This is a genomic window from Rhodococcus sp. C-2 (assembly GCF_027854095.1).
Classification (GTDB): Bacteria; Actinomycetota; Actinomycetes; order Mycobacteriales; family Mycobacteriaceae; genus Rhodococcus_F; species Rhodococcus_F qingshengii.
Genome location: NZ_JAQGFI010000004.1, coordinates 307,649 through 332,656, shown reverse-complemented (window position 1 = coordinate 332,656; position 25,008 = coordinate 307,649). Strand labels below are relative to the sequence as shown.

General features: G+C 63.4%; 24 protein-coding genes. 5 read left to right on the top strand and 19 right to left on the bottom strand.

The genetic code is table 11. The features are described from left to right. The first annotated feature begins 195 nt into the window (after positions 1-195). Both ybaK and PCS43_RS10685 read left to right on the top strand, forming a co-directional pair. Positions 196-690 (top strand): Cys-tRNA(Pro) deacylase, encoded by a 495-nt coding sequence (ybaK, locus tag PCS43_RS10690; RefSeq protein WP_058039127.1) that lies wholly within the window; start codon positions 196-198, stop codon positions 688-690. Between the two features lie 24 nt (positions 691-714). Beyond that, positions 715-1,428, top strand: coding sequence for an SIMPL domain-containing protein (locus PCS43_RS10685; RefSeq protein WP_030535006.1), 714 nt, complete (start codon positions 715-717; stop codon positions 1,426-1,428). A gap of 3 nt (positions 1,429-1,431) precedes the next feature. Here the strand turns inward: PCS43_RS10685 and PCS43_RS10680 are convergent, their stop codons facing one another. Next, a complete protein-coding gene (locus PCS43_RS10680; protein ID WP_209908161.1) occupies positions 1,432-2,184 on the bottom strand; it encodes an SOS response-associated peptidase in 753 nt (250 codons plus the stop codon). Positions 2,185-2,233: 49 nt separating this feature from the next. Here PCS43_RS10680 and aroA point away from each other — a divergent pair, with 49 nt between their 5' ends. Both aroA and rsgA read left to right on the top strand, forming a co-directional pair. Next, complete coding sequence (gene aroA, locus PCS43_RS10675; protein ID WP_209908159.1) at positions 2,234-3,547, top strand: 3-phosphoshikimate 1-carboxyvinyltransferase; 1,314 nt, start codon at positions 2,234-2,236, stop codon at positions 3,545-3,547. Continuing rightward, positions 3,496-4,533: a ribosome small subunit-dependent GTPase A gene (gene rsgA / locus PCS43_RS10670; RefSeq protein ID WP_209908158.1), complete on the top strand. Its 1,038-nt coding sequence runs from the start codon at positions 3,496-3,498 to the stop codon at positions 4,531-4,533. Before aroA ends, rsgA begins: the two co-directional genes overlap by 52 nt. 98 nt (positions 4,534-4,631) lie before the next feature. Here rsgA and PCS43_RS10665 read toward each other — a convergent pair whose 3' ends face one another. From PCS43_RS10665 to PCS43_RS10640, 6 genes are all read right to left on the bottom strand, one after another. Continuing rightward, complete coding sequence (locus PCS43_RS10665; RefSeq protein ID WP_003940700.1) at positions 4,632-5,873, bottom strand: fatty acid desaturase family protein; 1,242 nt, start codon at positions 5,871-5,873, stop codon at positions 4,632-4,634. A gap of 138 nt (positions 5,874-6,011) precedes the next feature. After that, on the bottom strand, positions 6,012-7,274 hold the full coding sequence (locus PCS43_RS10660; protein WP_003940901.1) for a fatty acid desaturase family protein: 1,263 nt from the start codon (positions 7,272-7,274) through the stop codon (positions 6,012-6,014). Between the two features lie 24 nt (positions 7,275-7,298). Then, on the bottom strand, positions 7,299-8,417 hold the full coding sequence (locus tag PCS43_RS10655; RefSeq protein ID WP_003940928.1) for a ferredoxin reductase: 1,119 nt from the start codon (positions 8,415-8,417) through the stop codon (positions 7,299-7,301). A gap of 92 nt (positions 8,418-8,509) precedes the next feature. Beyond that, positions 8,510-9,010, bottom strand: coding sequence for a DUF6912 family protein (locus PCS43_RS10650; RefSeq protein ID WP_030535010.1), 501 nt, complete (start codon positions 9,008-9,010; stop codon positions 8,510-8,512). Positions 9,011-9,033: 23 nt separating this feature from the next. Then, positions 9,034-10,443 carry a WS/DGAT/MGAT family O-acyltransferase gene (locus tag PCS43_RS10645; RefSeq protein ID WP_007731194.1) on the bottom strand — a complete coding sequence of 470 codons (1,410 nt, stop codon included), beginning with the start codon at positions 10,441-10,443 and terminating at the stop codon, positions 9,034-9,036. After that, positions 10,437-10,862 carry an HAD-IA family hydrolase gene (locus tag PCS43_RS10640; RefSeq protein WP_003940859.1) on the bottom strand — a complete coding sequence of 142 codons (426 nt, stop codon included), beginning with the start codon at positions 10,860-10,862 and terminating at the stop codon, positions 10,437-10,439. Before PCS43_RS10640 ends, PCS43_RS10645 begins: the two co-directional genes overlap by 7 nt. Before the next feature lie 130 nt (positions 10,863-10,992). On the opposite strand from PCS43_RS10640, the gene PCS43_RS10635 reads away from it, so the two are divergent. Then, entirely contained in the window at positions 10,993-11,511 is a 519-nt protein-coding gene (locus PCS43_RS10635; RefSeq protein ID WP_232508904.1) for an Rv3235 family protein, read from the top strand. A 36-nt stretch (positions 11,512-11,547) separates the two neighbouring features. Here the strand turns inward: PCS43_RS10635 and secA are convergent, their stop codons facing one another. From secA to PCS43_RS10575, 12 genes are all read right to left on the bottom strand, one after another. Continuing rightward, on the bottom strand, positions 11,548-14,391 hold the full coding sequence (secA, locus tag PCS43_RS10630) for a preprotein translocase subunit SecA (protein ID WP_050654900.1): 2,844 nt from the start codon (positions 14,389-14,391) through the stop codon (positions 11,548-11,550). A gap of 131 nt (positions 14,392-14,522) precedes the next feature. Further along, a complete protein-coding gene (hpf, locus tag PCS43_RS10625; protein WP_003940893.1) occupies positions 14,523-15,203 on the bottom strand; it encodes a ribosome hibernation-promoting factor, HPF/YfiA family in 681 nt (226 codons plus the stop codon). Between the two features lie 175 nt (positions 15,204-15,378). Next, entirely contained in the window at positions 15,379-16,110 is a 732-nt protein-coding gene (locus PCS43_RS10620; RefSeq protein WP_081558788.1) for a ComF family protein, read from the bottom strand. Between the two features lie 33 nt (positions 16,111-16,143). Next, positions 16,144-17,922 (bottom strand): MtrAB system accessory lipoprotein LpqB, encoded by a 1,779-nt coding sequence (gene lpqB / locus PCS43_RS10615; protein ID WP_270923029.1) that lies wholly within the window; start codon positions 17,920-17,922, stop codon positions 16,144-16,146. Next, positions 17,919-19,658 carry an MtrAB system histidine kinase MtrB gene (gene mtrB, locus PCS43_RS10610; RefSeq protein WP_064688948.1) on the bottom strand — a complete coding sequence of 580 codons (1,740 nt, stop codon included), beginning with the start codon at positions 19,656-19,658 and terminating at the stop codon, positions 17,919-17,921. Before mtrB ends, lpqB begins: the two co-directional genes overlap by 4 nt. Further along, positions 19,655-20,332: an MtrAB system response regulator MtrA gene (mtrA, locus tag PCS43_RS10605; protein ID WP_003941013.1), complete on the bottom strand. Its 678-nt coding sequence runs from the start codon at positions 20,330-20,332 to the stop codon at positions 19,655-19,657. The genes mtrB and mtrA overlap by 4 nt, the downstream gene beginning before the upstream one ends. A 116-nt stretch (positions 20,333-20,448) precedes the next feature. Continuing rightward, positions 20,449-21,090 carry a dTMP kinase gene (locus PCS43_RS10600; RefSeq protein ID WP_075832852.1) on the bottom strand — a complete coding sequence of 214 codons (642 nt, stop codon included), beginning with the start codon at positions 21,088-21,090 and terminating at the stop codon, positions 20,449-20,451. An 80-nt stretch (positions 21,091-21,170) separates the two neighbouring features. Next, entirely contained in the window at positions 21,171-22,649 is a 1,479-nt protein-coding gene (ahcY, locus tag PCS43_RS10595; RefSeq protein WP_003940766.1) for an adenosylhomocysteinase, read from the bottom strand. 60 nt (positions 22,650-22,709) lie between these two features. Next, on the bottom strand, positions 22,710-23,366 hold the full coding sequence (locus PCS43_RS10590) for a TetR family transcriptional regulator (protein WP_054802253.1): 657 nt from the start codon (positions 23,364-23,366) through the stop codon (positions 22,710-22,712). Between the two features lie 48 nt (positions 23,367-23,414). Continuing rightward, positions 23,415-23,597, bottom strand: coding sequence for a rubredoxin (locus PCS43_RS10585; protein WP_003940894.1), 183 nt, complete (start codon positions 23,595-23,597; stop codon positions 23,415-23,417). Next, complete coding sequence (locus PCS43_RS10580) at positions 23,594-23,779, bottom strand: rubredoxin (protein WP_003940827.1); 186 nt, start codon at positions 23,777-23,779, stop codon at positions 23,594-23,596. Before PCS43_RS10580 ends, PCS43_RS10585 begins: the two co-directional genes overlap by 4 nt. After that, positions 23,779-25,005: an alkane 1-monooxygenase gene (locus PCS43_RS10575; RefSeq protein WP_209908155.1), complete on the bottom strand. Its 1,227-nt coding sequence runs from the start codon at positions 25,003-25,005 to the stop codon at positions 23,779-23,781. The genes PCS43_RS10580 and PCS43_RS10575 overlap by 1 nt, the downstream gene beginning before the upstream one ends. Between the last annotated feature and the right edge of the window lie 3 nt (positions 25,006-25,008).

The window sequence follows — 25,008 nt, the reverse complement described above, 5'->3', positions numbered from 1 at the left end:
ACTAGCCGTAGGGATCAAGGTTACCGCCAACTGAAGATCCGACCCACGGGCCGGTGGTGGCTCACACACAGCCAGCACGGTCGCTCCTTCGCTTCTCGGGACAAGTTTCATCAACTGGTACCAACACGGGAGTCAGCGACTCTGTTCCCGGCCTGGTCGGATGCACCTGTCGGCGATCCACATAGGGTGTTCCTCATGGCCGGAACAGCGACCCCTGCGACCGTACTTCTCGACAAGTCGAAGACACCGCACCGCGTCCACAGCTACGACCACGATCCTCGCGCCGAATCTTTCGGCGACGAGGCGGTCACTGCACTGGCAGAGTCGACAGGTGTCGTGGCTGCCCAGATCTTCAAGACCTTGGTCGTCAAACTCGACACCGGCAAGCTCGCCGTCGCGGTTCTGCCGGTCCCGGACAAGCTCTCCCTCAAGGCTGCAGCCGCTGCCCTCGGTGCGAGCAAAGCCGTCATGGCCGATCGCGCCGAAGCCGAGCGCTCGAGCGGCTACGTCTTCGGCGGTATCTCACCGCTCGGCCAGCGCAAGAAACTGCCGACCGTGATCGATGCGTCGGCGCTCGACTGGGACCGCGTTCTCTGCAGCGCCGGCCGACGCGGCCTCGAAATCGAGCTGGCTCCGACGGACCTCGCGCAGCTCAGTGGCGCGGTCACGGCGCAAATCACGGCGGGCTGAGTATCCGGTCGCTACGGTCTCACCATGCGACCACACCTGAAAACTCTTGCACTGACCGCTGCGACGGCAGCTCTCACCGTCTCGCTGACGGCCTGCGGGAGTTCGGACAATGCCGCCAAGGAAGTCACGGTAGTCGGATCAGGGCAGGTCCGCGGGGCGCCGGACATCCTCAATGCCGACATCGGCATCGAGGTGGTTGCCCCGGATGTATCGGGAGCGGTCTCGGAGGCGAATGACAAGGCCCGTCAGATGATCGACGCGATAGTCGCCGCCGGGGTTGCCCCCGAGGACGTGCAGACAAGCGATCTGTCCGTCCAGCCGCAGTACGACGCCAGCGGCGGACCGTTCGTCGGCGGCAACGTGACCGGCTACCGGGCGACCAACTCGGTACGAATCGTCGTCCGCGATCTCGACAAGGCCTCTTCTGTCCTGGACGCCGGCATCGCGGCGGGCGGAAACGCGGCACGGCTCGGTAACGTCGCCTTCGCCATCGACGACGACTCTCAGCTTCTGGCCGACGCTCGCACCCGTGCCTTCGAGGACGCGAAGAACCGTGCCGAGCAGTACGCGGATCTGTCCGGGACGTCGCTCGAAAACGTCGTGACCATCACCGAGGCACACGACACGAGTGGCGGTCAGACCATGCGCGCTCCCGACGCCTCGATGTCCGACATGGTTCTCGCCCCGGGAACCCAGCAGGTCTCGTTCGAAGTGACCGTCACCTGGGCTCTCGGCTGACTGCTAGAGCAGGCTGATCTGCTCGCCGGCACGGTCGACGTCCGGCTCGATCAACTCGTGCCCGTTGTTCTTGACACTGTTGACCAGCGGCCGGACTCGATCGACGTCGATCCGCTCGAAGAGGTCCGGTACCGGTTCGAGCAGAGCCGAATCGACGGTGTTGTCGGGATCGAGCCACGCCTCCCAGCGGTCACGAGGCAGGGCGAGGGGCATGCGGTCGTGAACCTGCTCGAGGTGACCGAGAGAGTCGACCGTGACGATCGAGCAGCTCAGAACGGGGCTCGCGTTCTCGACACTCGGGTCCCGCCAGGCAGACCACACGCCCGCCATGAACAGCCGTGATCCGTCGTCGGGGTGCATGTAGTAAGGAATCTTCGCTGCCTTCTTCCCGCCGGTGGCCTCGGTCTGCCACTCGTACCACCCGTCCATGGGGACCAGGCAACGCTTGAACTTGAAGGCGGTCCGAAACGCCGGCTTCTCCGCCAGCGAGTCGGCGCGGGCGTTGAACAGGACCGGGCCTTTGCCCAGTTCCTTGGTCCACGACGGCACCAATCCCCACCGCATCCGCCGAATCCTCTTGCTCGGATCGCTGTCGGGGTTCTCCCGATCGTGGCGTTCGACGACGGTCAACACCTCGGTCGTGGGGGCCACGTTGTAATCGGCTTCGACGGGCGCCGAGTGGTCGGTCTCGTCGAGCGCGTCGAGTTCCACCGCCAGGGTGGCCGGGTCCGCTGTGGTCGCATACCTTCCGCACATGACACCCAGGGTGGCACGGTTTCGACCATTCCCCCACCGATGAGAGAAGATGGACCATGTGAGTCTGAGTCTGTGGAGCGCCCCGAGGGCCCAAGCACCCGTCGATGCAGTGGTGACGCTGCCCGGATCCAAGTCCATCACCAATCGAGCTCTGATTCTGGCCGCACTTGCGGATGGCCCGTCCACGATCACCGGTGCACTCCGCAGCCGTGACGCCGACCTGATGATCGCAGCTCTGCGTGACCTCGGCATCGGCGTCGAGGAAGCCGGTGATGCGACCACGCTTCGCATCACCCCTGGACCCCTGCGCGGCGGCGAGGTCGACTGCGGCCTGGCCGGCACCGTCATGCGCTTCCTGCCGCCACTCGCCGCGATGGCCGACGGCATGGTCCACTTCGACGGCGACGAGCAAGCACGCACACGACCGCTCGGCACCATCTTGGAAGCACTGCGCAGTCTCGGCGCTCGGATCGAGGGTGACGCACTCCCGTTCACCGTCACCGGAACCGGATCCCTACGCGGCGGGACGGTCACCATCGACGCATCCGGTTCGTCGCAGTTCGTCTCCGGTCTCCTGCTCTCGGCTGCTGCGTTCGAAGAGGGTGTCACCGTTCACCACGACGGCAAGCCCGTCCCGTCCATGCCACACATCGACATGACCGTCGAGATGCTCCGCGAGGCCGGAGTTTCCGTGACGACGCCAGCCACGGGCGGTGACGCGGACACCTGGCGTGTGGCACCGGGGCCGGTGCGCGCCGTGGACTGGGCGATCGAACCCGATCTCTCCAACGCCACACCGTTCCTGGCCGCTGCCGCAGTGACCGGCGGAACCGTCAGCGTCCCGATGTGGCCGTCGTCGACGACGCAACCCGGCGACGCGATCCGCGGGATCCTCGCCTCGATGGGGGCCGACGTCACTCTCGCCGATGGTGTCCTGACCGTCCGCGGCCCGGAGAAACTGCGCGGCATCGACATCGACCTCCACGACGTGGGAGAGCTGACCCCCACCGTGGCGGCCCTGGCGGCCCTCGCCGAGGGCACCTCGCATCTACGAGGAATCGCGCACCTGCGCGGGCACGAGACAGACCGTCTCGCCGCCCTCGCCGACGAGATCAACAAACTCGGCGGCTCCGTCACCGAAACCGATGACGGCCTGACGATCGTTCCCGCGGAACTCCATGGCGGACAATGGCTCTCGTATGCCGACCACCGCATGGCAACAGCCGGCGCCATCATCGGCCTGGTCGTCGACGGCGTCGACGTCGACGATGTCGGAACCACCGCCAAGACACTGCCCGGCTTCGAGAACATGTGGATCGACATGCTCGAGAGTTCGCCGGCGACACCGAAGGCAAGCTTCTGAGTCCGCGGCAGTACGACGAGTCCGACGTCCGTGTACGCCCCGGGCGCGGATCCCGCCCCCGTACGAAGACTCGGCCCGAACATCTCGCGGCCGAATCGGGGATGGTGGTGTCGAAGGATCGTGGCCGTTGGGGTTGCGTCCTCGGCGGCGATCCCGACCGGCTGATCGTCACGATGCGCGCCCGCGAACTTGGCCGAACCCCCATCGTCGTCGGCGATCAGGTGGACATAGTCGGCGATCTGTCGGGCAAAACCGACACCCTGGCGCGCATCGTCCGGGTCTCCGAGCGTTCGACGGTTCTGCGACGGACCGCCGACGACACCGATCCCTTCGAACGTATCGTCGTCGCGAACGCGGAGCAGCTTCTCATCGTCGTGGCACTCGCCGATCCCCCACCGCGCACCGGCTTCGTCGAGCGCGCACTGGTCGCCGCCTACGTGGGTGGCCTGACGCCGATCGTCTGCCTGACCAAGAGCGACCTCGAACCGCCGGAGGAATTCGCGAGCACGTTCGCCGACCTCGACATCCAAGTGGTCGTCGCCGGTCGCGACGATCCCCTGGACGAACTGACGCAGATCCTCGAGCACAAGTTGACCGCCCTGATCGGACATTCCGGCGTCGGAAAGTCGACACTGGTCAATCGCCTTGTCCCCGATGCCAATCGAGCGGTCGGCATCGTATCCGGCGTCGGCAAGGGCCGGCACACGTCGACGCAATCGGTGGCACTCCCGCTCGCCGGTGGCGGCTGGGTGATCGACACCCCGGGCATCCGTTCGTTCGGTCTGGCGCACATCTCGCCCGAGAACGTGGTGGCGGCGTTCTCGGATCTCGCTGCGGCGATCGAGGATTGCCCGCGCGGATGCACGCACCTCGGACCGCCGGCAGATCCCGAATGCAAGCTCGACCTGCTGGAGGGCAAATCAGCTCGACGCGTCGTCGCTGTGCGACAACTGCTGGAAGCGATCAAGTCCAACGATCAGTACTGAGCGCCCCCGAGCGACGTTCCGGGCGAGAACAGCAAAGCGGCCCGACACCATCGAATGGTGTCGGGCCGCTTGCTGTCTACGGTCAGCGCAGTCGACGATCAGCGCAGGCCTAGGAGGCTGCGCAGCTTTCCGCTCTTGCGCTTACGTGCGATGGCGCTCTTGAGGCCACTGCGACGCCCGGTCACGGGATCGACAGTCGAGGTCAGTTCGCCGTCGAACATCCGCTCCGACGCCGTCTCGGGCGCATTGTCGACGGTGTCCTTGAGGTACTTGTTGGGCAGCGACAGCTTGGCGATGGTTCGCCAGGACTTGGCGTACTGCACGGCAAGCGGGCCCGTCGTGTACGGCAAGTCGTACTTGTCCGCGAGCTGACGCACCGTGACCGCGATGTCCTTGTAGCGGTTGCTGGGCAGATCGGGGAACAGGTGGTGCTCGATCTGGTAGCTCAGGTTGCCCGTCATGAAGTCCATGAGCGCGCTGCCCTCGATGTTGGCGCTGCCGAGCATCTGACGCAGGTACCACTGAGCCTGCGTTTCCTTGTCGATGTCTTCCTTGGTGAACTTCTCGGCACCGTCCGGGAAGTGGCCGCAGAAGATGACCGCGTTGGTCCACACGTTCCGCAGAGTGTTGGCGGTGAAGTTGGCCGACAATGTGCTCTTCCACGCCGGGCCGGTGATGGCCGGGTAGATGACGTAGTCGCGCAGGACCTGCTTGCCGATCTTCTCGCCGACCTCACGGAGCTTGCGCTGCGTCTCTTCCTTGTCGGCGCGGCCCTTGGCCACCTTGCCGAGCTCGAGGTGCTGAGCGGCGATGCCGTACTCGAAGAACAGCGCGAGCAGCGTGTTGTAGACCAGGTTGCCGGCGTTGAAGGGCTTCCAGCGCTGATCGCGGGTGACGCGGAGGAGTCCGTATCCGACGTCGTCGTCCATTCCGAGGACGTTGGTGTACTTGTGATGCAGGTAGTTGTGGGTCTGCTTCCAGTGCGCAGACGGGCCGGTGACGTCCCACTCCCACGAGGTGGAGTGGATCTCCGGGTCGTTCATCCAGTCCCACTGCCCGTGCATCACGTTGTGCCCGAGTTCCATGTTCTCGATGATCTTCGAGAGCGTCAGCAGGCCAACTCCGGCGAGCCACGCCGGACGACGACGGCTGGCGAAAAGCACTGCGCGGCCGCCGATTTCGAGCGAACGCTGCAGACGAATGACGTTGCGCACGTATCGCGCATCCTTCTCGCCGCGCGACTCCTCGATGTCGCGACGAATCGCGTCGAGTTCGCGGCCGAGCGCTTCGATGTCGGCGTCCGTGAGATGTGCGTATTCCTTGACATCTGCAATCGCCATGGAAAGCCTCCTAGCAGTGAGTTAGGCGCAAAGTAGTAAGTGCAGAACGATCATCGATTCGAATCGTTCAGATCAACTGCACCTACTGTAGCGTAACTTACGGCACCGTAGGTTAGGTTTTTCCCGATGTAACCTATATCACTTCCGGCGCTTCGGCATGCGGGAACGGGCCTGCGACTTGAGTGCGGTCAACAAACCGAGACGCTTACCGGTGATCGGATCGGTACGAAGGTCCTCGACCATCGCCATGGCTGCGTCCCGGAATCCCGAGTCGCGGAACCGCAGTTCCGAAGACGTTTCCGGAGCATTGTCCGAGGTTGCGGTCAGCCACTTGTCCGGCAAAGCCAACTTGTGGATGGTGCGCAGAGCCAGAAGATACTGCTTGAAGAGCGAACCGGTGGTGTACGGGAGATCGAACTTCTCGCACAATGCACGCATCTTCACAGCGATTTCGGGATAGCGGTTGCTCGGTAGATCAGGAAACACGTGGTGCTCGATCTGGTAGCTCAGATTGCCGCTCATGAGTCCCATGAGCTTGCCGGAATTGAAGTTCGCACTACCGAGCATCTGGCGCAGGTACCACTCGTGACGAGTCTCCTGCTCGAATTCGGCAACCGTGAACTTCTCGGCACCGTCCGGGAAGTGGCCACAGAAGATGACGACGTACGCCCACAGGTTGCGCACGAGGTTCGCGGTCGCATTGGCCGACATGGTCGACTTCCACGCCGGCCCCGTCAGCGCCGGGAACAAGATGAAGTCCTTGCCCACCTGACGAAAGATCTTGCGCGCGAAGTCTTTGTTCGCCTGCGAGTTCAGCTGCCCCTTTTCCGCGCCCTCCAACTCGGCTGCCGCCGTGAGGTCGTGCAGCGCGATGCCCCACTCGAACGTGGCCGCCAAGATCACGTTGGCGATCGGCTGGAAGAGGTTGATCGGCTTCCACGGCTCGTCACGAGTCATACGCAGAATCCCGAAACCGAGATCCTCGTCCATACCGACGACGTTGGTGTACGTGTGGTGCTGGTAGTTGTGGGCGCGCTTCCAATGCTCGGAAGGACCGGTTTGATCCCACTCCCACGAGACGGAGTGAATCTCGGGATCGTTCATCCAGTCCCATTGCCCGTGCATGACGTTATGCCCGAGCTCCATGTTCTCGATGATCTTCGACAGGCTCAGCAGGGTCGTGCCGACCAACCATGCCGGTCGGTACCGACTGCCGAACAGTGCGATACGCCCGCCGAGCTCCAACGCCCGCTGGACGCGAATGACGCGACGAATGTAGCGGGCGTCCCGGATCCCACGAGAGTCTTCGATGTCGAGTCGAATCTGATCGAGTTCACGTCCGAGAGCTTCGACATCGGCCTCGGTGAGGTGCGAAAACTCTTTGATATCGGTGATGGCCACCGTGGTCCTCCGTGTGCCTAGAAGCTATGCGTCCAGCGTACAGTCGCCGGCGGCGGCGGAGATGCACGTCTGGATGCGCTCGCCCTCCGCGTGCTGTTTCCCCGAGCGTAGATCGATCGCGTGGCCGGCAACGAGAGGTACGACACACGTCTGGCAGATGCCCATGCGGCAACCGAACGGCATCAAGGCACCGGACTGCTCGCCCGCCTCCAGAAGCGTCGTCGCACCGTCGACGGTGATCGTCTTACCCGACTTCTCGAACGTGACCGTGCCACCGTCGGCCGAAGCATCGATGCGCGATACGGCGAACCGCTCCATGTGGAGTCGATCCTCGATGCCTTCCGCCTTCCAGACGTCTTCGAGCTCGTCGAGCAACGGGAGGGGTCCGCACGCCCAGGTGTGGCGCTCGCGCCAGTCGGGGCAGACCGTGTCGAGAGAACTGAGTTTGAACTTTCCGTCACGTCGCGTGAGTTGAACGTGGCTCACGAAGTCCTCGTGCTCGGCGTGCAGTGCTGTGAGTTCGTCGGCGAACATCACGTCGGATTCCGTCGGAGCCGAGTGGATGTGCATGACGTCGGGCAATTGACCGCGCCGGTTCATCGTCCGCAACATGCCCATGACCGGAGTGATGCCACTGCCGGCGGTGATGAACAGGATCTTCTCCGGCGGCGGATCCGGCAACGCGAAGTTGCCCGAAGGCGTGGCCAGTCGAACGATGGTTCCCGACGGCACGGCCCCGCTGACGAGGTGGCTCGAGAGAAAGCCCTCGGGCATGGCCTTGACCGCGATGGAAATGCGCTTGTTCTCCCAGTTGGGAGGCGAGGTAAGTGAGTACGACCGCCAATGCCAACGGCCGTCGATATGCAGACCGATGCCGATGTACTGCCCCGGCTGGTAGTTGAAGTCGAATCCCCAACCCGGCTTGATGACGATGGTCGCCGAGTCCGTGGTCTCGGGCCGGACTTCGACGATCTGGCCGCGCAGCTCGCGCGCGGACCACAACGGATTCGCGAGGTGCAGATAGTCGTCGGGAAGCAATGGTGTGGTCAGCCGAGCCGCCGCACCGCGAAGCAGATTGAGCTTCGACCGCGCTGCCGGAACTACCGACGCTGCCGGTGCCTCGATCCAGTCCTTCAGACCCATCAGACCTCCACCTCTCACCTTCCGAACCCACTGCCTACGGTACCGTAGGTTATCAGGTTACGGTACCGTAGGTTACTTCACGGTAAGCACATTCACAGCAGGTCGAGCAAGAACGGCAACTCCTGCGCGGCGTACCACGCCAACTCGTGGTCCTCCGCGTCACCGAGCGTGAACTCGGCATCGGCGTCACCGAGATCCGCCGCGTCGACTATGCCAGCAGCGCGCTCGATGTCCGATTCTGCCTGTTCGAGGTCGACATGCACAGATGCAACCTGAGCCATCGTGACAGGACCCGCCAATCGGACTACCGAATCGTCGAGATCGGGCCGTAACTTCACATCGGCATCGTCGACGTCGGCGGCAACGACAGCACGCCGGAAGGTGACGTCACCCTCGGTTCCGGCGATCAGCCGCAGCGACGCACGCGCAGCCTCACCCATGGCGACCTCGGCCAACTCGTCGTCGTCCCCCGCCGCGTACGACTCACGCAGAGTCGGGGTGACCGCAAAAGCCGTCCGGCTCATAGGGTCGAACTCCTGATCTGCGACCAACTGCTGCAAAATCTCGACCGTCGCCGGTACGTACACCCTCATGAGACCACCTTCATGCTCGTTCGTCACCGACTCGCATCCGTCAATTCCTCGAGTGACTCGAAGATCAGCGAACGAACGACGTCGACGTCCGACATCGCGTCACGGTCGGCATTCAAACCGTAGTAGACATTCCCGTCGTACGACGTCAGGGCGATGCTGAGTGTCTGATTCTTGAGTAGTGGCGACACGGGATACATCTCGAGCATCCGAGCCCCACCGAGGTAGAGCGGAAATTGCGGCCCTGGCGCATTGGTGATCATCAAGTTGAACATTCGCTGCGACAGACTGCTGGCCGCACGCGAGCTCATCGCATGCAGCGTCGCCGGCGCAAACCCGGACATTCGCACCATCGTCTGCGCGGTGACCCGCCGACCCTGACGCGCGAATGCCTCCGTCGCATGGGCCACGTGCGAGAGCCGAACCACCGCGTTGGGTTCACCGACAGGCAGGTCGATGAGGAACGAGGAAACATGTCCGGGCGCTTGCGGATCGTCGACGTCAGGACTCTCCGGGCCGTCGGTGTAGACCGACATGGGCACCATCGCTCGCACGATGGTCGCCTCGGTCACCGGTTCACCGCGCGAGAGCAACCAGTTCCGCATCGCACCCGCGATGACGGTCAGGATCACGTCGTTGATCTCGCACCCGTACCGCGCACGAATGCGTCGATAGTCCTCCAGAGACGTCTTGGCCACCGCAAGGCGCCGATTGCGCGAGATGGTGGCATTGAGCGGGCTCGACGGGGCCACCTGGGTCGCCGTTCGAACCACTTCTGCAAGCTTCCCGAGTGCACTCACTGCCTCGGTGACGGACGTGGTCACGTCGTTGAACGCTGCACGCGCCCGCGCGATCCCCTCCCCCGGGCTCGTCACGAGATCTGCCAGTGCACTGACCAACAAGCTGGTGTCGCTCGGCGGCCTGGCGGGCATCCACAATTCTTCGGGGCCTGGCGCTCGATTCTTCTCCGGATCGAAGATCACCTGACTGATCTCTGGAGCCGCCTCGCCGTCCACCAACGACGAATGAGACTTCGTGAAGATGGCAAATCTGTTTCTGGTCAGCCCCTCGACCAGGTACATCTCCCACAACGGCCTCGTGCTGTCGAGTGGTCTCGACGTCAGCCGCGCGATCAGATCCATCAGCTGTTCGTCGGAACCTGGTTTGGGCAGAGCCGATCGGCGTACGTGATAGGTGATGTCGAAATCCGAGTCGTCCACCCAGACGGGGCGGGCCAGACCGAACGCCACCTCGCGAACTCTCTGTCGGTACCGCGGAACCGATCCGAGCCGCTCTTCGACAAGTCGAAGCAACTCCTCGTGATCGATCCCGTTTCGCAGTTGCCTGAAGATCCCCAACGAGCCGACATGCATCGGCGTCGTCCCGGCTTCGAGGAAGTAGAAAGCGGCATCCTGAGTCGTCAGTCTGTTCACCATGGCTTCGTGTCCCCTCCTTCGCCGAGATCGAACAGAATCGACAACTCCTCGATGGTCGATTCCGAGCCGACGTGATGGACCCCGACCATCCCGACGGCCACAGCCGCCCGGACGTTGATTTCGAGATCATCCACGAAAACGAAATCCTCCGGCTCGACGCCCAAACGACTCGCTGCCAACAGATAGATCTCGGCGTCGGGCTTTGCCATCTCGACATCACCGGACAAGATCACGTCGTCGACCAAGACCCCGTCGCCGAGATCCCGCAACCACTGAGCACTGGCGCCGCCGGGATCGTTGCTGACGATTCCCGTCACGATTCCGCGGGCCTTCACCGCGCGCACGACCGCGCTCAAGCCGTCGAGATCCGATCCCGGACCGAACAGCACGCCACCGACATCCAACAGAAGTCCCCGCACGCCATCACCCTAAGTCGCGATGGTGATCACGGCGACATCTCGAGCGATTCGTGTCATGCTTCTCACCATCGCTCGGGGGAGCGAAGTCCGAGACAGCTGTCTCGGACGCAGGATCATCCGGGGGGATGTCATGGAGCAGGACTGCAAGATCGTTCTCGAGCCGGCGCCGCAATTCGAGCCTCACCCGCATACCGTCGTGCTGTCGCGGCCACAGTGCCGGCCAGACCGAACGCAGTGCCGAACAGACCGGATGCTGCGTCGCCCGCGAAAGACGCCACACAACGGAACGTCGCCCAGTACCGGGTTCACTCACGCTCCGGAACCGCGGCTGGTAGGTGCCGACATCTTCTGGAACCGATCACTACGTCTGGTTCTCGAAACCGTCGACCGACGACGAAATCCGCGGCAGCTCAAGGGCGTGTTGACGCCGTCCGTCCTGGAAGTTGTTGCGCGACTTTACACTTCGGATTCCTCGGCCCGGAAGCTGGGCGGCGCGGCCGTTCACCGCACCCACGTTCAAGCAGTGTCGGAGAGTACCGCCGAAGTCTGTGCGACGTACACACGAGGCACGCAGACTTTTGCCGTCGCAGGCCGGATCGACCACACAGACGAAACAGGCTGGACGGTCACCGCACTACACGTGGTGTGACCGTCCAGCCTGCCGAGTACTGACTGCGCTAATACCTCAGCGCTTGCGCTTGGACTTCGGAGCTCGATTGCTCTTCGACTGCGTCCGTGCTGCTTCACGACGTTCGCGACGAGAGGCGGCACCGTCGCCGGTGTCGGCAGCCGAGTCACGTGTTGCCTTTGCCTTGCCGTCCTCGTCCGGGCCGGTGTACGTCAGACGCGACGGACCTTCGTCGTCAAGTCCCTTGGCGCGCAACGCCGTCGGGGCAGCAGTTCCGGCAGTCCTGGCCGCAGCTTCCTGCGTGGGGAGCGGCTTGGGCGCCGTGGCGGACGCCGCGGCGGCAGAGCCCGCGGTGACGGAAATTCCACTTGCGGGCTGAGCCGGAGCTGCTTCGACCTGCAGGTTGAAGAGGAATCCGACGGACTCTTCCTTCAATCCGTCGAGCATGCCGATGAACATGTCGTAACCCTCGCGCTGGTACTCGACCAGCGGATCGCGCTGGGCCATCGCACGCAGACCGATTCCCTCCTTGAGGTAATCCATCTCGTAGAGATGCTCACGCCACTTACGGTCCAGGACCGAGAGGAAGACACGACGCTCGAGTTCACGCATACCGTTTTCGCCGGCGATCGCATCGATCTCGGCTTCGCGCTTCTTGTACGCCGCGTGGGCGTCTTCGAGCAAAGCGGTTCGCAGGTCGTCACGGCTCAGGTCACTGTTGATGCCTGCGCCGTCCTCCCCGGCCAACGTCTTGTGATCGATGCCGACCGGGTACAGCGTCTTCAGCGCCGTCCACAGCTGCTCGAGATCCCAGTCCTCGACGTATCCCTCGGCGGTGGCACCGTCGACGTAGGCGGTGACCACGTCAGTGATCATCTGCTCGACCTGGCCTTCCATGTCCTCACCCTCGAGGATCTGGCGGCGCTCCTTGTAGATGACCGTTCGCTGCTGGTTCATGACCTCGTCGTACTTGAGGACATTCTTGCGAATTTCGAAGTTCTGCTGCTCCACCTGGGTCTGAGCGCTCTTGATGGCCTTCGAGACCATTTTGGCTTCGATCGGGACGTCGTCGGGCAGGTTCAGGCGCGTCATGATCGACTCGAGTGCCGAACCGTTGAAGCGGCGCATGAGCTCGTCACCGAGCGAAAGGTAGAACCGCGATTCGCCGGGATCACCCTGACGTCCGGAACGACCACGCAACTGATTGTCGATTCGGCGCGATTCGTGACGCTCGGTGCCCAGGACGTACAGGCCGCCGGCATCACGGACCTTCTCGGCGTCTGCCTTGACCTCAGCCTTGACCTCGTCCAGGACTGCGTCCCAGGCTGCTTCGTACTCGTCCGGCGTCGTGACCGGGTCGAGGCCCTTCTTGCGCAGCGCGATGTCCGCGATGATGTCCGGGTTACCACCGAGCACGACGTCGGTACCGCGGCCGGCCATGTTGGTCGCGACGGTGACCGCGCCGGAGCGACCGGCCTCGGCGATGATGGTCGCTTCCTTCTCGTGGAACTTGGCGTTGAGGACGTTGTGGGCAACGCCGCGCTTGGTGAACTGCTTGGACAGGTACTCCGAGCGCTCGACGCTGGTGGTACCGATCAGGACGGGCTGGCCGTTCTCGTGGCGCTCGACGACGTCGTCAACCACCGCGTCGAACTTGGCTTCCTCGGTCTTGTAGATGAGGTCGCCGTTGTCGACTCGGACCATCGGACGGTTGGTCGGGATCGGGATCACACCGAGCGTGTAAGTCTGGTGAAGCTCGGCAGCTTCCGTCTCGGCGGTACCCGTCATGCCCGACAACTTGTCGTACAGACGGAAGTAGTTCTGCAGGGTGATGGTGGCAAGGGTCTGGTTCTCCGCCTTGATCTCCACCTTCTCCTTGGCCTCGATCGCCTGGTGCATGCCCTCGTTGTAGCGGCGGCCGACCAGCACGCGGCCGGTGAACTCGTCGACGATGATGACCTCACCGTCGCGGACGATGTAGTCCTTGTCCTTGGTGTAGAGCTCTTTGGCCTTGATCGCGTTGTTCAAGTAGCTCACCAGCGGCGAATTCGCGGCTTCGTACAGGTTGTCGATACCGAGCTGGTCCTCGACCAGTTCGACGCCCGCCTCGTGCACACCGATGGTGCGCTTGCGGATGTCGACCTCGTAGTGAACGTCCTTCTTCAGCAGCGGCGCGATGCGCGCGAACTCGCTGTACCACTTGCTGGAGCCGTCGGCCGGGCCCGAGATGATGAGGGGGGTTCGAGCTTCGTCGATGAGGATCGAGTCGACCTCGTCCACGATGGCAAACGCATGGCCACGCTGGACCAGGTCGTCCAACGAATGCGTCATGTTGTCGCGCAGGTAGTCGAACCCGAACTCGTTGTTGGTGCCGTACGTGATGTCGGCTGCGTAGGCGACGCGGCGCTCGGCCGGCGTCATGCCCGAGAGAATCACACTGGTCTCGAGGCCGAGGGCGCGGTGAACGCGGCCCATCCACTCGGAGTCGCGCTTGGCAAGGTAGTCGTTGGTGGTGACCACGTGGACGCCGTCACCCGCGATCGCGTTGAGATAAGCCGGAAGAACCGACGTCAGAGTCTTGCCCTCACCGGTCTTCATCTCGGCGACGTTGCCGAAGTGCAGGGCCGCGCCACCCATGATCTGCACGTGGAAGTGCTTCTGATTGATCACGCGCCACGACGTCTCACGGGCCACGGAGAAAGCCTCGGGCAGCAACTCGTCGAGAGTTTCCCCGGCGGCATAGCGCTCACGGAACTCGGTGGTCTTGGCTTTGAGTTGCTCGTCTGTCAGGCCTTCGACATCGGGCGACAGAGATTCCACATGCTCGGCGATGTGCTTGAGCCGCTTGACCATGCGACCTTCACCAACACGGAGCAGCTTCGATAGCGACAGCGACGGCACAGTCTTCTTCGTCCTCAATCTTCGGCGACAGGGGGTCACACACTGAAAATCCGGCCGGGGTCCGAAAACTCCGGCCGGATTCCATGGTAGGCGTTACCGGCGGCGAGCGAGCAAACCCACCACCGATTGGGTCATGTCAGGCGGATCAATCCGTAGTCGAAAGCGTGACGACGGTAGACGACGGACGGCTTGTCCGACTCCTTGTCATGGAAGAGAAAGAAGTCGTGTCCGACCAGTTCCATCTCGTAGAGAGCGTCGTCGATGGTCATCGGCTCGGCCGGGTGATCCTTCGTGCGGACCACGCGTCCCGGGCCGTCGTACTCGTCCGGCTCTTGACCGTTCAGCGAAATGTCCGGTGTGACTCCGAGTGAGTCTGCGTCGACGAGGGAGGCGGTTGCCTCCGCGACGGACACCGGTCGCTTGTCGCCGTAATGGACCTTCTTGCGGTCCTTGGTTCGACGGAGGCGACTCTCGAGCTTGTCGATCACCGATTCGAAGGCGGCGTAGAAGCTGTCTGCGGACGCTTCAGCTCGGGCCACCGGGCCTTTACCTCGAGCGGTGATCTCGACGCGCTGGCAACTCTTGGCCTGTCGTCGGTTGCGTTCATGTTGCAGTTCCACGTCGAAGTGGAATATGGAGGGGTCGAAGTGTTCGAGTCGCGCCAGCTTTTCCGAAACGTAGATTCGGAAGTGATCGGGGATCTCGACATTTCGTCCCTTGACTACGACGTCGGATCTCGGAGCTGCGGCATTCTCGGAACGCTCGATGGTGGCGTCCTCGATGAAAAACGAGGCTTGCGAAGGGGTCGTCACTCGTACCTCCCAATTACGGCCCCGCCCCACGGTGGGCGGCGGCAAATTCTGCAAGTACCGAGAGGGGATCCGCCCGGCACCAGTATCGAAGTACCACCTCCTACCAGTATTTTCGGGTGTGCCGCCGACGCTAGTACGTAACGCGCGCGAGTGCCACTGTTCCAACGAAATTCATCTAAGCCCCTGCAAGGACAAGCACGAGAGTTGTCCGAATCCCACTGAGCGAGAGGGCCCGAACCGACTCTGCCGCAGTCGCTCCCGTGGTGAGGACGTCGTCGAGCAGGACGATGTCACTGTCCCCGGCGATCGAAGAGATCGCAGTGGTGTCGAGAGACACATGACCGTTCACGTTGGTCACCCGGTCGGCCGCGGACAGTCCCACCGAGTCACGTACACCTCGCGTCATCCGGAGAATCGGACAGACACGTACCGGACGACCCGCGACAGAACCAATTTCCCGCTTTCCGCGCATACTTTCGGCTATCCGGCGAACCGGATCACCCCCGCGAGATCGCGCCGCTCGGGCGCGCGTGGGAGCCGGCACCAGCACGATCGGCGGACGACCCCCGCTGCCGAGCTCGCCCCACCGTTCCAGAGTGGCCAACGCGTCGGCCACAGCGATCCCCAGAGGCATCGCGAGGTCCCGACGACCCCGTTCCTTCATCTCGATCACACTGCGCCGCCTGGGGCCGTCGTAGCGGCCGAGTGCCCAGACGGGCACGCCCGGATCCACGCGCGGACTCAGTTGAAGCGGATGATCGCGCAGCAATTCCGCGCACTCACCGCACCACAGAGTCCCCGAGCGGCCACACCCACCACACTCGCGTGGCAACAGCAGGTCGAGCAGACCGGCACCGAATTTCTTGTCCCCCATGGCCAAATCATGAACCTGAGCACCGACATGCATCAGAGCGCAGACATTCACCAGAGCGCAGAGGCGTCAGCCAGGCAGAACCGGAATCGCCTTCTGTCCGGTCAGCACGGTCACCTCACGCCAGCGGCGATCCCCGGCGGGGTCGTTGTTGTTCAGTTGGAACACCGCACGCGCGTCGGCGACGTACTCGGTGGTCGGCGACGCATCCACGGAGGTAACGGGAGCGGTCAGGTTTCCACTCGGCAGCGCGTCCATTCGTGAGCCGTCGATCGCGACCTGGACGACCGGTATGTCGGCTCCACTGCGCGCGATCACGATGGTGTCGCTGTTGCTCCAGTCGAGTGAGAGCGCGGTACTGCCCAAGCCGGAGGCCACTGCGCGTGGACTCGTCAGGGCATAGACCCCGCTGGCGGTGCGCACGACCACAGCCAGGTAGACCTTGCCGTCGATGATCATCGCCGCTCGTACGCCGTCCCGCGACAGACGCAGTTCCGAGATCGTCGAACCGACCGACGTCAGGGCCCCGACATCGACGTTGGTGACCGACACCCGGCCAGTGCCTGGTTCACGGACGACCCGAACGACGGTATTGCCGTTCACAGCCGTCCAGACCGCGTTGTTGTCCAACTCCCACGAAGGCCTGGTGATGGCGCTGCCTTCGAGTACCGGAACGGACCCTTCGCCGTATGTCCCGAGCGACAAGTCGAATCTTGTGCCGGGATCCGGCCGAGCGGTGTCCGCGACGGCTGCCACCAACTTGCCGTCCCGTGAGAGAGCAGCCGCCGTGAGGTTGCCCGCATTGCCCGCGAAACCGGGCACCGGAGTCGCCTCTTGCTCGGTGACACTCACCAGTGAACCGTTGCGCAGTGCGTGCAGTCCGACGGTTGCACTCGTGGTGGCCAGTGGGTTGGTGGATGCGACGTCGGCGGTGGTCCAGCCGTCGGCATGAGCCGCGTCCAGCGGTTCGCCGTCGATCTCCAGAACGTACGGCCCTGCCACATCGGCGTTGGCGAGCGTCCAAATGACCTGTGCTGCAAACAAACCGCGAGTAGCAGCATCCATCGGGTTGTCAAGGCGGAAGTTGATGCGCACACCACCGAGACCGACTCCGACCTGCCCCGGCCTACCGTCGGCCTTGGTGATCGGACCGATCACCGACACGCCATTGCCCAGTTCGTTTCGCACAGCCGGCGCCAGCGCTGCCTTCGGTCCGTCGATCATCAGACCGATCAGCTGAGCCGCCACCTGGTCCTGCCCGCCGGAGATCCAGCGAAGATCGGGGACGACCGTCTGGCTGGTGGGGTCGAGGAAGAACAACGACTTCCGCTGGTAAGCGCCGAGGAACTGCGGACGCTCCATGATCACGCCGGGAGGCAGATCACTGATCCGCCATTCGCCGTCGGTCAACGCCAGGGTCATCCTCGCTTCGAAGCTGCCCTCTTCGGGAACGTACAGTCCTCCCGGGTCGAGGCGACCGACCTTGTTCACACGAATCGTGTAGACGGCTTCGGTGCTGGTTCGAGAAACCGAGAGCACATCGACCTTGTCGACGATGACAGCACTTGCCGCGTCGTCCCAACGCGCCGAAGCGTCCTTGGTCAGGTACTGACGGGCTGCGGCGTGCCGGTTGGACGGATCGGTACTCGCCTTTACGAAGTCACGTACCAGCAGGTCCGGCTCTCGCCCCGATGCCGGTGATTCGACGGAGGTTCCGGGCACGGCTGTCGCCAGAGTTCCGATTGCCTGTGGCGACGAGGACTCCGGCAAACTCGCGCATGCACCGGTCAGCAACAGAACGCTCAGGGTTGTTGCGAGAAGTCCCAGACGACGGCGGGTTCCGATCATGATCGATCCCCACCGTTGGACTCGTTCCGTGAGTCAGTTTCGCGCGGAGTCGGCAAGGACGATGTGACCTCGCCGACGGTATCGGCGACGATGTCGGCTTCGCTCGGCGCGCGGACGAATTTGGTGGTCGTCGGCTTGAGTGGCAGCGGACTCGACACGACTTTCTTGCCACGGGTGCGCGAGAGCGTCAGCCGGAAGCAGGCTCCGACTCCCGGTTCGCCCCAGGCCTCGAGCTTGCCGTCGTGCAGATTCGCGTCCTCGACACTGATTGCGAGGCCGAGTCCGGTGCCACCACTGCGGCGCACACGGGACGGGTCCGATCGCCAGAACCGGTTGAAGACCAACTTCTCCTCGCCCGGACGCAACCCGACGCCACTGTCGCGGACGATGAAGGCGAGGGCATTGTCGTCGGCGCGAAGGCGAAGCAGAATCGGCTTCCCCTCACCGTGGTCGATGGCGTTGGCAAGGAGATTTCGCAGAATGCGTTCGACGCGGCGCGGATCGACATCTGCCATGACCGGCTCGTCGGGCATGTCCACGATCAGTTCGGTGCCGGATTCGCGGGCGAGATGGCGAACCGTGGAAACGGCCGCTCGCGCACACATACGGACGTCGAGTTGTTCGGACGCAAGTTCCGCGACACCGGCGTCGTGGCGGGAGATCTCGAGGAGGTCCGCCAGAAGCCCTTCGAACCTGTCCAGTTCGGCGACAAGCAGTTCCGACGACCGACGCAGCATGGGGTCGAGGTTCTCGCTGCCGTCGTAGATCAAGTCGGCTGCCATCCGGACCGTGGTCAGTGGTGTGCGCAGTTCATGGCTGACATCGGAGGTGAAGCGTTTCTGGAGGCTGCCGAACTCCTCCAGCTGGGTGATCTGTTTGGACAGACTCTCGGCCATCTCGTTGAAGGACATGGCCAGGCGCGCCATGTCGTCCTCGCCGCGGACCGGCATTCGTTCCTTGAGTCGGCCGTCTGCGAAACGCACCGCGATTCGCGAGGCCGATCGGATGGGAAGCACGACCTGTCTGGCAACCAACAGCGAAATCGCCGCCAAGAGCACCAGCAACACGGCTCCACCGATCAGCAGGGTGCTTCGAACAAGAGACAGACTTCGGTCTTCGCTGGCGAGCGGGAAGATCAGATACAGCTCGAGTCCCGATATCGACGACGCGGTGGGACTACCGATGATCAGCGCGGGTCCGGAGTAACCGTTCGGGTTGGACACCGTCGCGAATTGGTAACTGATCTGGCCGCGTTTGACGAACTCGCGAAGGTTGTCGGGGATCTGATCGACCGGTCCCGAACTAGTCGGCTGGCGCGGCCCGTCCCCTGGCACGATGAGCACCGGGTCGAAGGTGCCGGCCGAACCGGAGGCCTGGCCCGAGGTCTGGTTTCGACGGCTCGTCAGTCCGGATGCAGCGCTTTCCAATTGAACGTTGAGCGCCGTCGAATCGTCGACGCCCGCGAGTTGGTCTTCGACGATGCCGCGGGCTCGGTCCATTTCCTCGGTCGCCGCGGTGATCTTCGTTTCCAACAACCGATCGGTGATCTGGCTGGTCAGCACGACACCGAGAATGACGATGACGATCAAGGACAACGTCAAAGTCGAGACGACCACTCGCAATTGGAGCGAGCGTCGCCACGTGTGCGCGAGGGTGTTGCTCATCGAGTGACACCACCGCAGAAATGGCGTCAGCCGTCGGTTGAGACGACGACGCCACCTGGAAACTCCGCTCACGGCGGTCCGGCCTTGTAGCCGACCCCCCTGACCGTCAGAACCACTTCGGGATTCTCGGGATCAGTTTCGACCTTGGCGCGCAAACGCTGAACGTGCACGTTCACCAGGCGGGTGTCGGCGGCGTGGCGGTATCCCCACACCTGCTCGAGGAGGACTTCACGGGTGAACACCTGGCGCGGCTTGCGCGCCAATGCGACCAGCAGGTCGAATTCGAGTGGTGTGAGCGAGATCTGCTCGCTGCCGCGGCTGACCTTGTGTGCCGGAACGTCGATCACGATGTCGGCGATGCTCAGCAGTTCGGCCGGCTCCTCTTCCGTACGGCGCAGGCGAGCACGCACCCGCGCCACCAGCTCCTTCGGCTTGAACGGCTTCATGATGTAGTCGTCCGCGCCGGATTCGAGGCCGAGTACGACGTCGACGGTGTCGGTCTTGGCCGTCAACATCACGATGGGCACGCCGGAATCCGCACGCAGAACTCGGCATACGTCGATCCCGTTCATTCCGGGAAGCATGAGATCGAGCAGGACGAGGTCGGGCCGGGTCTCACGCACTGCCGCGAGCGCCAGGGTTCCGTCGCCTACCACGTAGGGATCGAAACCCTCACCACGCAGCACGATCGTGAGCATCTCGGCGAGTGCCGTGTCGTCGTCGACAACCAGAATCCTTGGTTTCATATCCCTATCGTTGCATCTCGGAGCGATGAATCAGACCGTTACGAGGCCGTGCGGCGTGCCGCGTCCTTCCCTCTACTGTGCCGGAAAGTTCGAATCCCGGCCGCAAGGGTGACCGATCACGCGAAATCCGCGAGCCTGCGCGCCAGTTCGCCCGGGTCCGTCTCCGGCCCCACGATCCACCAGGGCGAGACCCAGTCCGTCGCTGCCAACTGCTTGTAGAGCTCACCGGTTCTGGCCTGCAGGCCGCCGTCGCGCTCGTAGGCGTCGAGCTGACGCGACGCGTCCTCGGCCTCACGCGAGCGGGCACGCTGCTCGGCCAGAGCTACCGGCACGTCGAGGTACAACTGCAGATCGGGAGCGGGAAGACCGAGTCGACCCAACTCCAATTCACGGACCCAGGCGACCATCTCGCCGTCCACGCTCTGATGCGCGCGCGCCGCGTTGTAGGCGGCGTTGGACGCCACGTAGCGGTCGAGGAGAACAATGTCGTTGGCGGACAACAGGTCCGAGATCCGATCCGCCGCACCCGCGCGGTCCAGGGCGAACAGGACTGCCATCGCGTTCACGGATTCAGCCAGGTCTCCGTGCGATCCTTTGAGTGCCTCGGCAGCAAGATCCGCGTGGATCGACTTCCCGTACCGCGGAAAATCCAGAGTCGCGATCGACGTGCCGCCGCGGCGGAGTTCGCTCTCCACTTTGCCGATCAACGTTCGCTTTCCAGCGCCGTCGAGGCCTTCCAATGCCACCAGTGTTCCCACGGCGGACAAGCCTATCCCCCGGCCTGCTTGCGCAGACCGGGGGACGGCGGACACTACATCCTCAGTGACGAATCACCGGGTCAGTAGCGGTAGTGCTCGGGCTTGTACGGGCCTTCGACGTCGACGCCGATGTACTCTGCCTGATCCTTCGTGAGCTTGGTCAGCGTGCCACCGAGTGCCTCGACGTGGATCTTGGCGACCTTCTCGTCGAGGTGCTTCGGGAGGCGGTAGACCTCGTTGTCGTACTCGTCCGGCTTCGTCCACAGTTCGATCTGCGCGATGACCTGGTTGGAGAAGCTGTTGCTCATCACGAACGACGGGTGGCCCGTCGCGTTGCCGAGGTTGAGCAGGCGGCCTTCGGACAGCACGATGATCGAGTGGCCGTCGGCGAACGTGAACTCGTCGACCTGCGGCTTGATGTTGATCCGCGTGACGTCGCCGGACTTCTCGAGGCCGGCCATGTCGATCTCGTTGTCGAAGTGACCGATGTTGCCCAGGATGGCCTGATGCTTCATGGCCTTCATGTGCTCGAACGTGATGATGTCCTTGTTACCGGTGGACGTGATCACGATGTCGGCCCAGCCGATGGCCTGCTCGACTGTCTTGACCTCGAAGCCGTCCATGAGCGCCTGCAGGGCGTTGATGGGGTCGACCTCGGTGACCGCGACGCGAGCGCCCTGGCCGCGAAGTGCCTCGGCACAACCCTTGCCGACGTCTCCGTAACCGCAGACCAGCGCAGCCTTGCCGCCGATCAGAACGTCGGTGCCGCGGTTGATGCCGTCGAGCAGCGAGTGGCGCGTGCCGTACTTGTTGTCGAACTTGCTCTTGGTGACCGAGTCGTTGACGTTGATAGCGGGGAACGTGAGTTCACCGGCAGCGGCAACCTGGTACAGGCGCAGAACGCCCGTGGTGGTCTCCTCGGTGACGCCCTGGACGGACTCGGCGATTGCCGTCCACTTGCCCTTGTCGGACTCGAGGGACTGACGCAGAAGTGCAAGGAAGACCTTGTACTCGTCGGAATCCTGGTCGTCGTCCGTCGGCGGGACGACGCCGGCCTTCTCGAACTGTGCGCCCTTGAGCACCAGCATGGTGGCGTCGCCGCCATCGTCGAGAATCATGTTGGCAGGCTCACCCGGCCAGGTCAGCATCTGCTCGGCTGCCCACCAGTACTCTTCGAGGGTTTCACCCTTCCAGGCGAAAACCGGAACGCCCTTGGGCTCTTCCGGGGTGCCGTGCGGACCGACGACGATGGCGGCGGCAGCGTGATCCTGCGTGGAGAAGATGTTGCATGAAGCCCAGCGGACCTCGGCGCCGAGCGCGGTCAGCGTCTCGATCAGCACCGCGGTCTGAATGGTCATGTGCAGCGAGCCGGAAACGCGAGCGCCCTTGAGCGGCAACACCTCTGCGTATTCGCGACGAAGCGCCATGAGGCCGGGCATCTCGTGCTCTGCCAGACGGATTTCCTTGCGACCGAACTCCGCGAGCGAAAGATCTGCAACTTTGAAGTCGATGCCGTTACGGCTCTCGGCCACGGGCGTTGTTGAAACTGAGGTCGTCATCTGCCTCTCCTGGTTGACGTGCATACTCTGCACAAGCCTATCGGTGTACCAGGCTATCGGTTAGACGCCCTCTCCCGCCCGCCCCTCTACTGCGCGGCCCTCTACTGCGCGGCCCTCGCGCGCCACGTCGATGAACGGCCCGAGCAGTATGCCCAGATCCTCCGCCACCGAAGCCTCGGACTCCGGCGGCATCGAAATGTAGCTCAGCCCGAGACGCGCAATCGCCCTGGCCAGAATTCCGGCGTCGGCGGGTGACGCCTGTATCCACCCTCGCTGGAAACTCTCCGCAAGCCGCGACGACGCGCGCTCGATGATGACCGCACTGTCGGTGGTGATCAGTCGAAGCAGGTCCGGCTTGGCCTCACCGGTGAGCAGAGAGATCACCAACGGGTCGGTTGCACTGGAGGCGAAAAACGATCCGAAACCCGCCGTCAATGCCTCGACTGCACGTCCGTCGTTCGCCACCATGGCCTCGTCCACCGCGTCGACGAAGCCGTCAGCAAGGCGAAGCGCGTACGCCTCGGCAAGCCCTTGCCTCGAGCCGAACTCGTTGTAGAGCGTCTGACGACTCACACCGGCATGCTTGGCCAGAACCGTCAGCGTCACCTCGGACCAGTCGCGCTCGGTCAACAACTCACGCATCGAATCGAGCACCGACGTACGCAGCAGCAGGCGCGACGCTTCTTTCTGCGGCAGACGAGTGGGCGTCGAAGTCATGGTGACGACACTACCGCCGCACCTAGGTCCGTTCGACGCCGACGCATCTCACCGTCGTTCGACCTCAACCATGAAGAAGTCGCTCTTCGCCGCCCCGCAGTCCGGGCAACTCCAGTCTTCGGGAATGTCGTCCCAGCGAGTGCCCGGTTCGATACCGTCCTCCGGCCAGCCGACTGCCTCGTCGTACTCGAAGCCGCATTGCGCGCACTGATACAGCTTGTAGTCGTTCATGATTCACTCCCCGCCGTTGCCGGCATCGGCTCGAAGTCCAGCTTTTCCCTCACGCCGCAATCCGGACAGCACCAGTCGTCCGGCACGGCATCCCACGGCGTGCCCGCCGGAAAACCTTCTCGTGGTGCACCCTTCGATTCGTCGTAGACGTATTCACACACCGGGCATCGATAGCTGCTCATCACGCCGCTCCGTACCGAGCAAGGATGCGATCACGCTTGGACGGCTGAACGTTGACGCGGGTGATGTCGCCGCCGTAGTGCGCAAGGACTTTGGGATCCATCACTTTTCGCCACAGCGGTGGAACGTAGGCGAGGATGATCATGCTCGCGTACCCACTGGGCAGGTTGGGCGCACCGTCCATGCTTCGAAGCGTCTGATAACGACGCGTCGGGTTCGCGTGATGATCGCTGTGACGCTGGAGGTGATACAGGAAGATGTTGGTGCAGATGTGATCACTGTTCCAACTGTGCTCCGGTGCTGCACGCTCGTACCGCCCGCTGTCCAGACGACGACGCTTCAGTCCGTAATGTTCGAGGTAGTTGACGGTTTCGAGCAGACAGAATCCGAACACGGCCTGCAGCACCAGGAACGGCAGTACCGAGAGGCCGAAGACGGCGACGAGGACACCGAACAGTACGACGGACATCAACCACGAATGCAGGACGTCGTTGCGAATTGTCCACGGCTTCTTACCCAGTCGATCGAGTCTGGCCTTTTCCAGGGACCACGACGAGCGCAGAGATCCCCACACACTGCGCGGCAGGAAGGTCCAGAAGCTCTCACCGAAGCGAGACGACGCCGGATCCTCGGGCGTGGCGACGCGCACGTGGTGTCCACGATTGTGCTCGATGTAGAAGTGGCCGTAAAACGACTGCGCCAGAGTGATCTTCGACAACCAGCGTTCGAGATCGTCCTTCTTGTGACCGAGCTCGTGTGCGGTGTTGATCCCGATTCCTGCGACACAACCGATACTGATCGCCAGACCGATCTTGGAGATCAGCCCAAGTCCCCCGTCGATTCCGAGCCAGGACAGATCGGTCGCCGACCAGATGTAGCAGGCCAGGACCAGGCTGACCAACTGGAACGGTATGTAGATGTAGGTGCAATACCGGTAGTACTTGTCGTTCTCGAGGCGCTCCATCACTTCGTCCGGCGGATTCTCGCCGTCCGGGCCGAAGAAGACGTCGAGGATCGGGAGCAGGATGTAGACGAGCAGCGGCCCGATCCACCACCACACCGGCGAGACCGCATTCCATCCGAGACTGTTGAACAACGCGACCAATCCGACGGCGATGAAGACCGCCGTCGGCGGCACGAGGCCGAGCAGCCAGAGATATCTCTTCTTGTCACGCCACTGCTCGGGCGGGAGCGTCTGGCCGGATTGCGAGTCCACGTGCGTCGACACGGT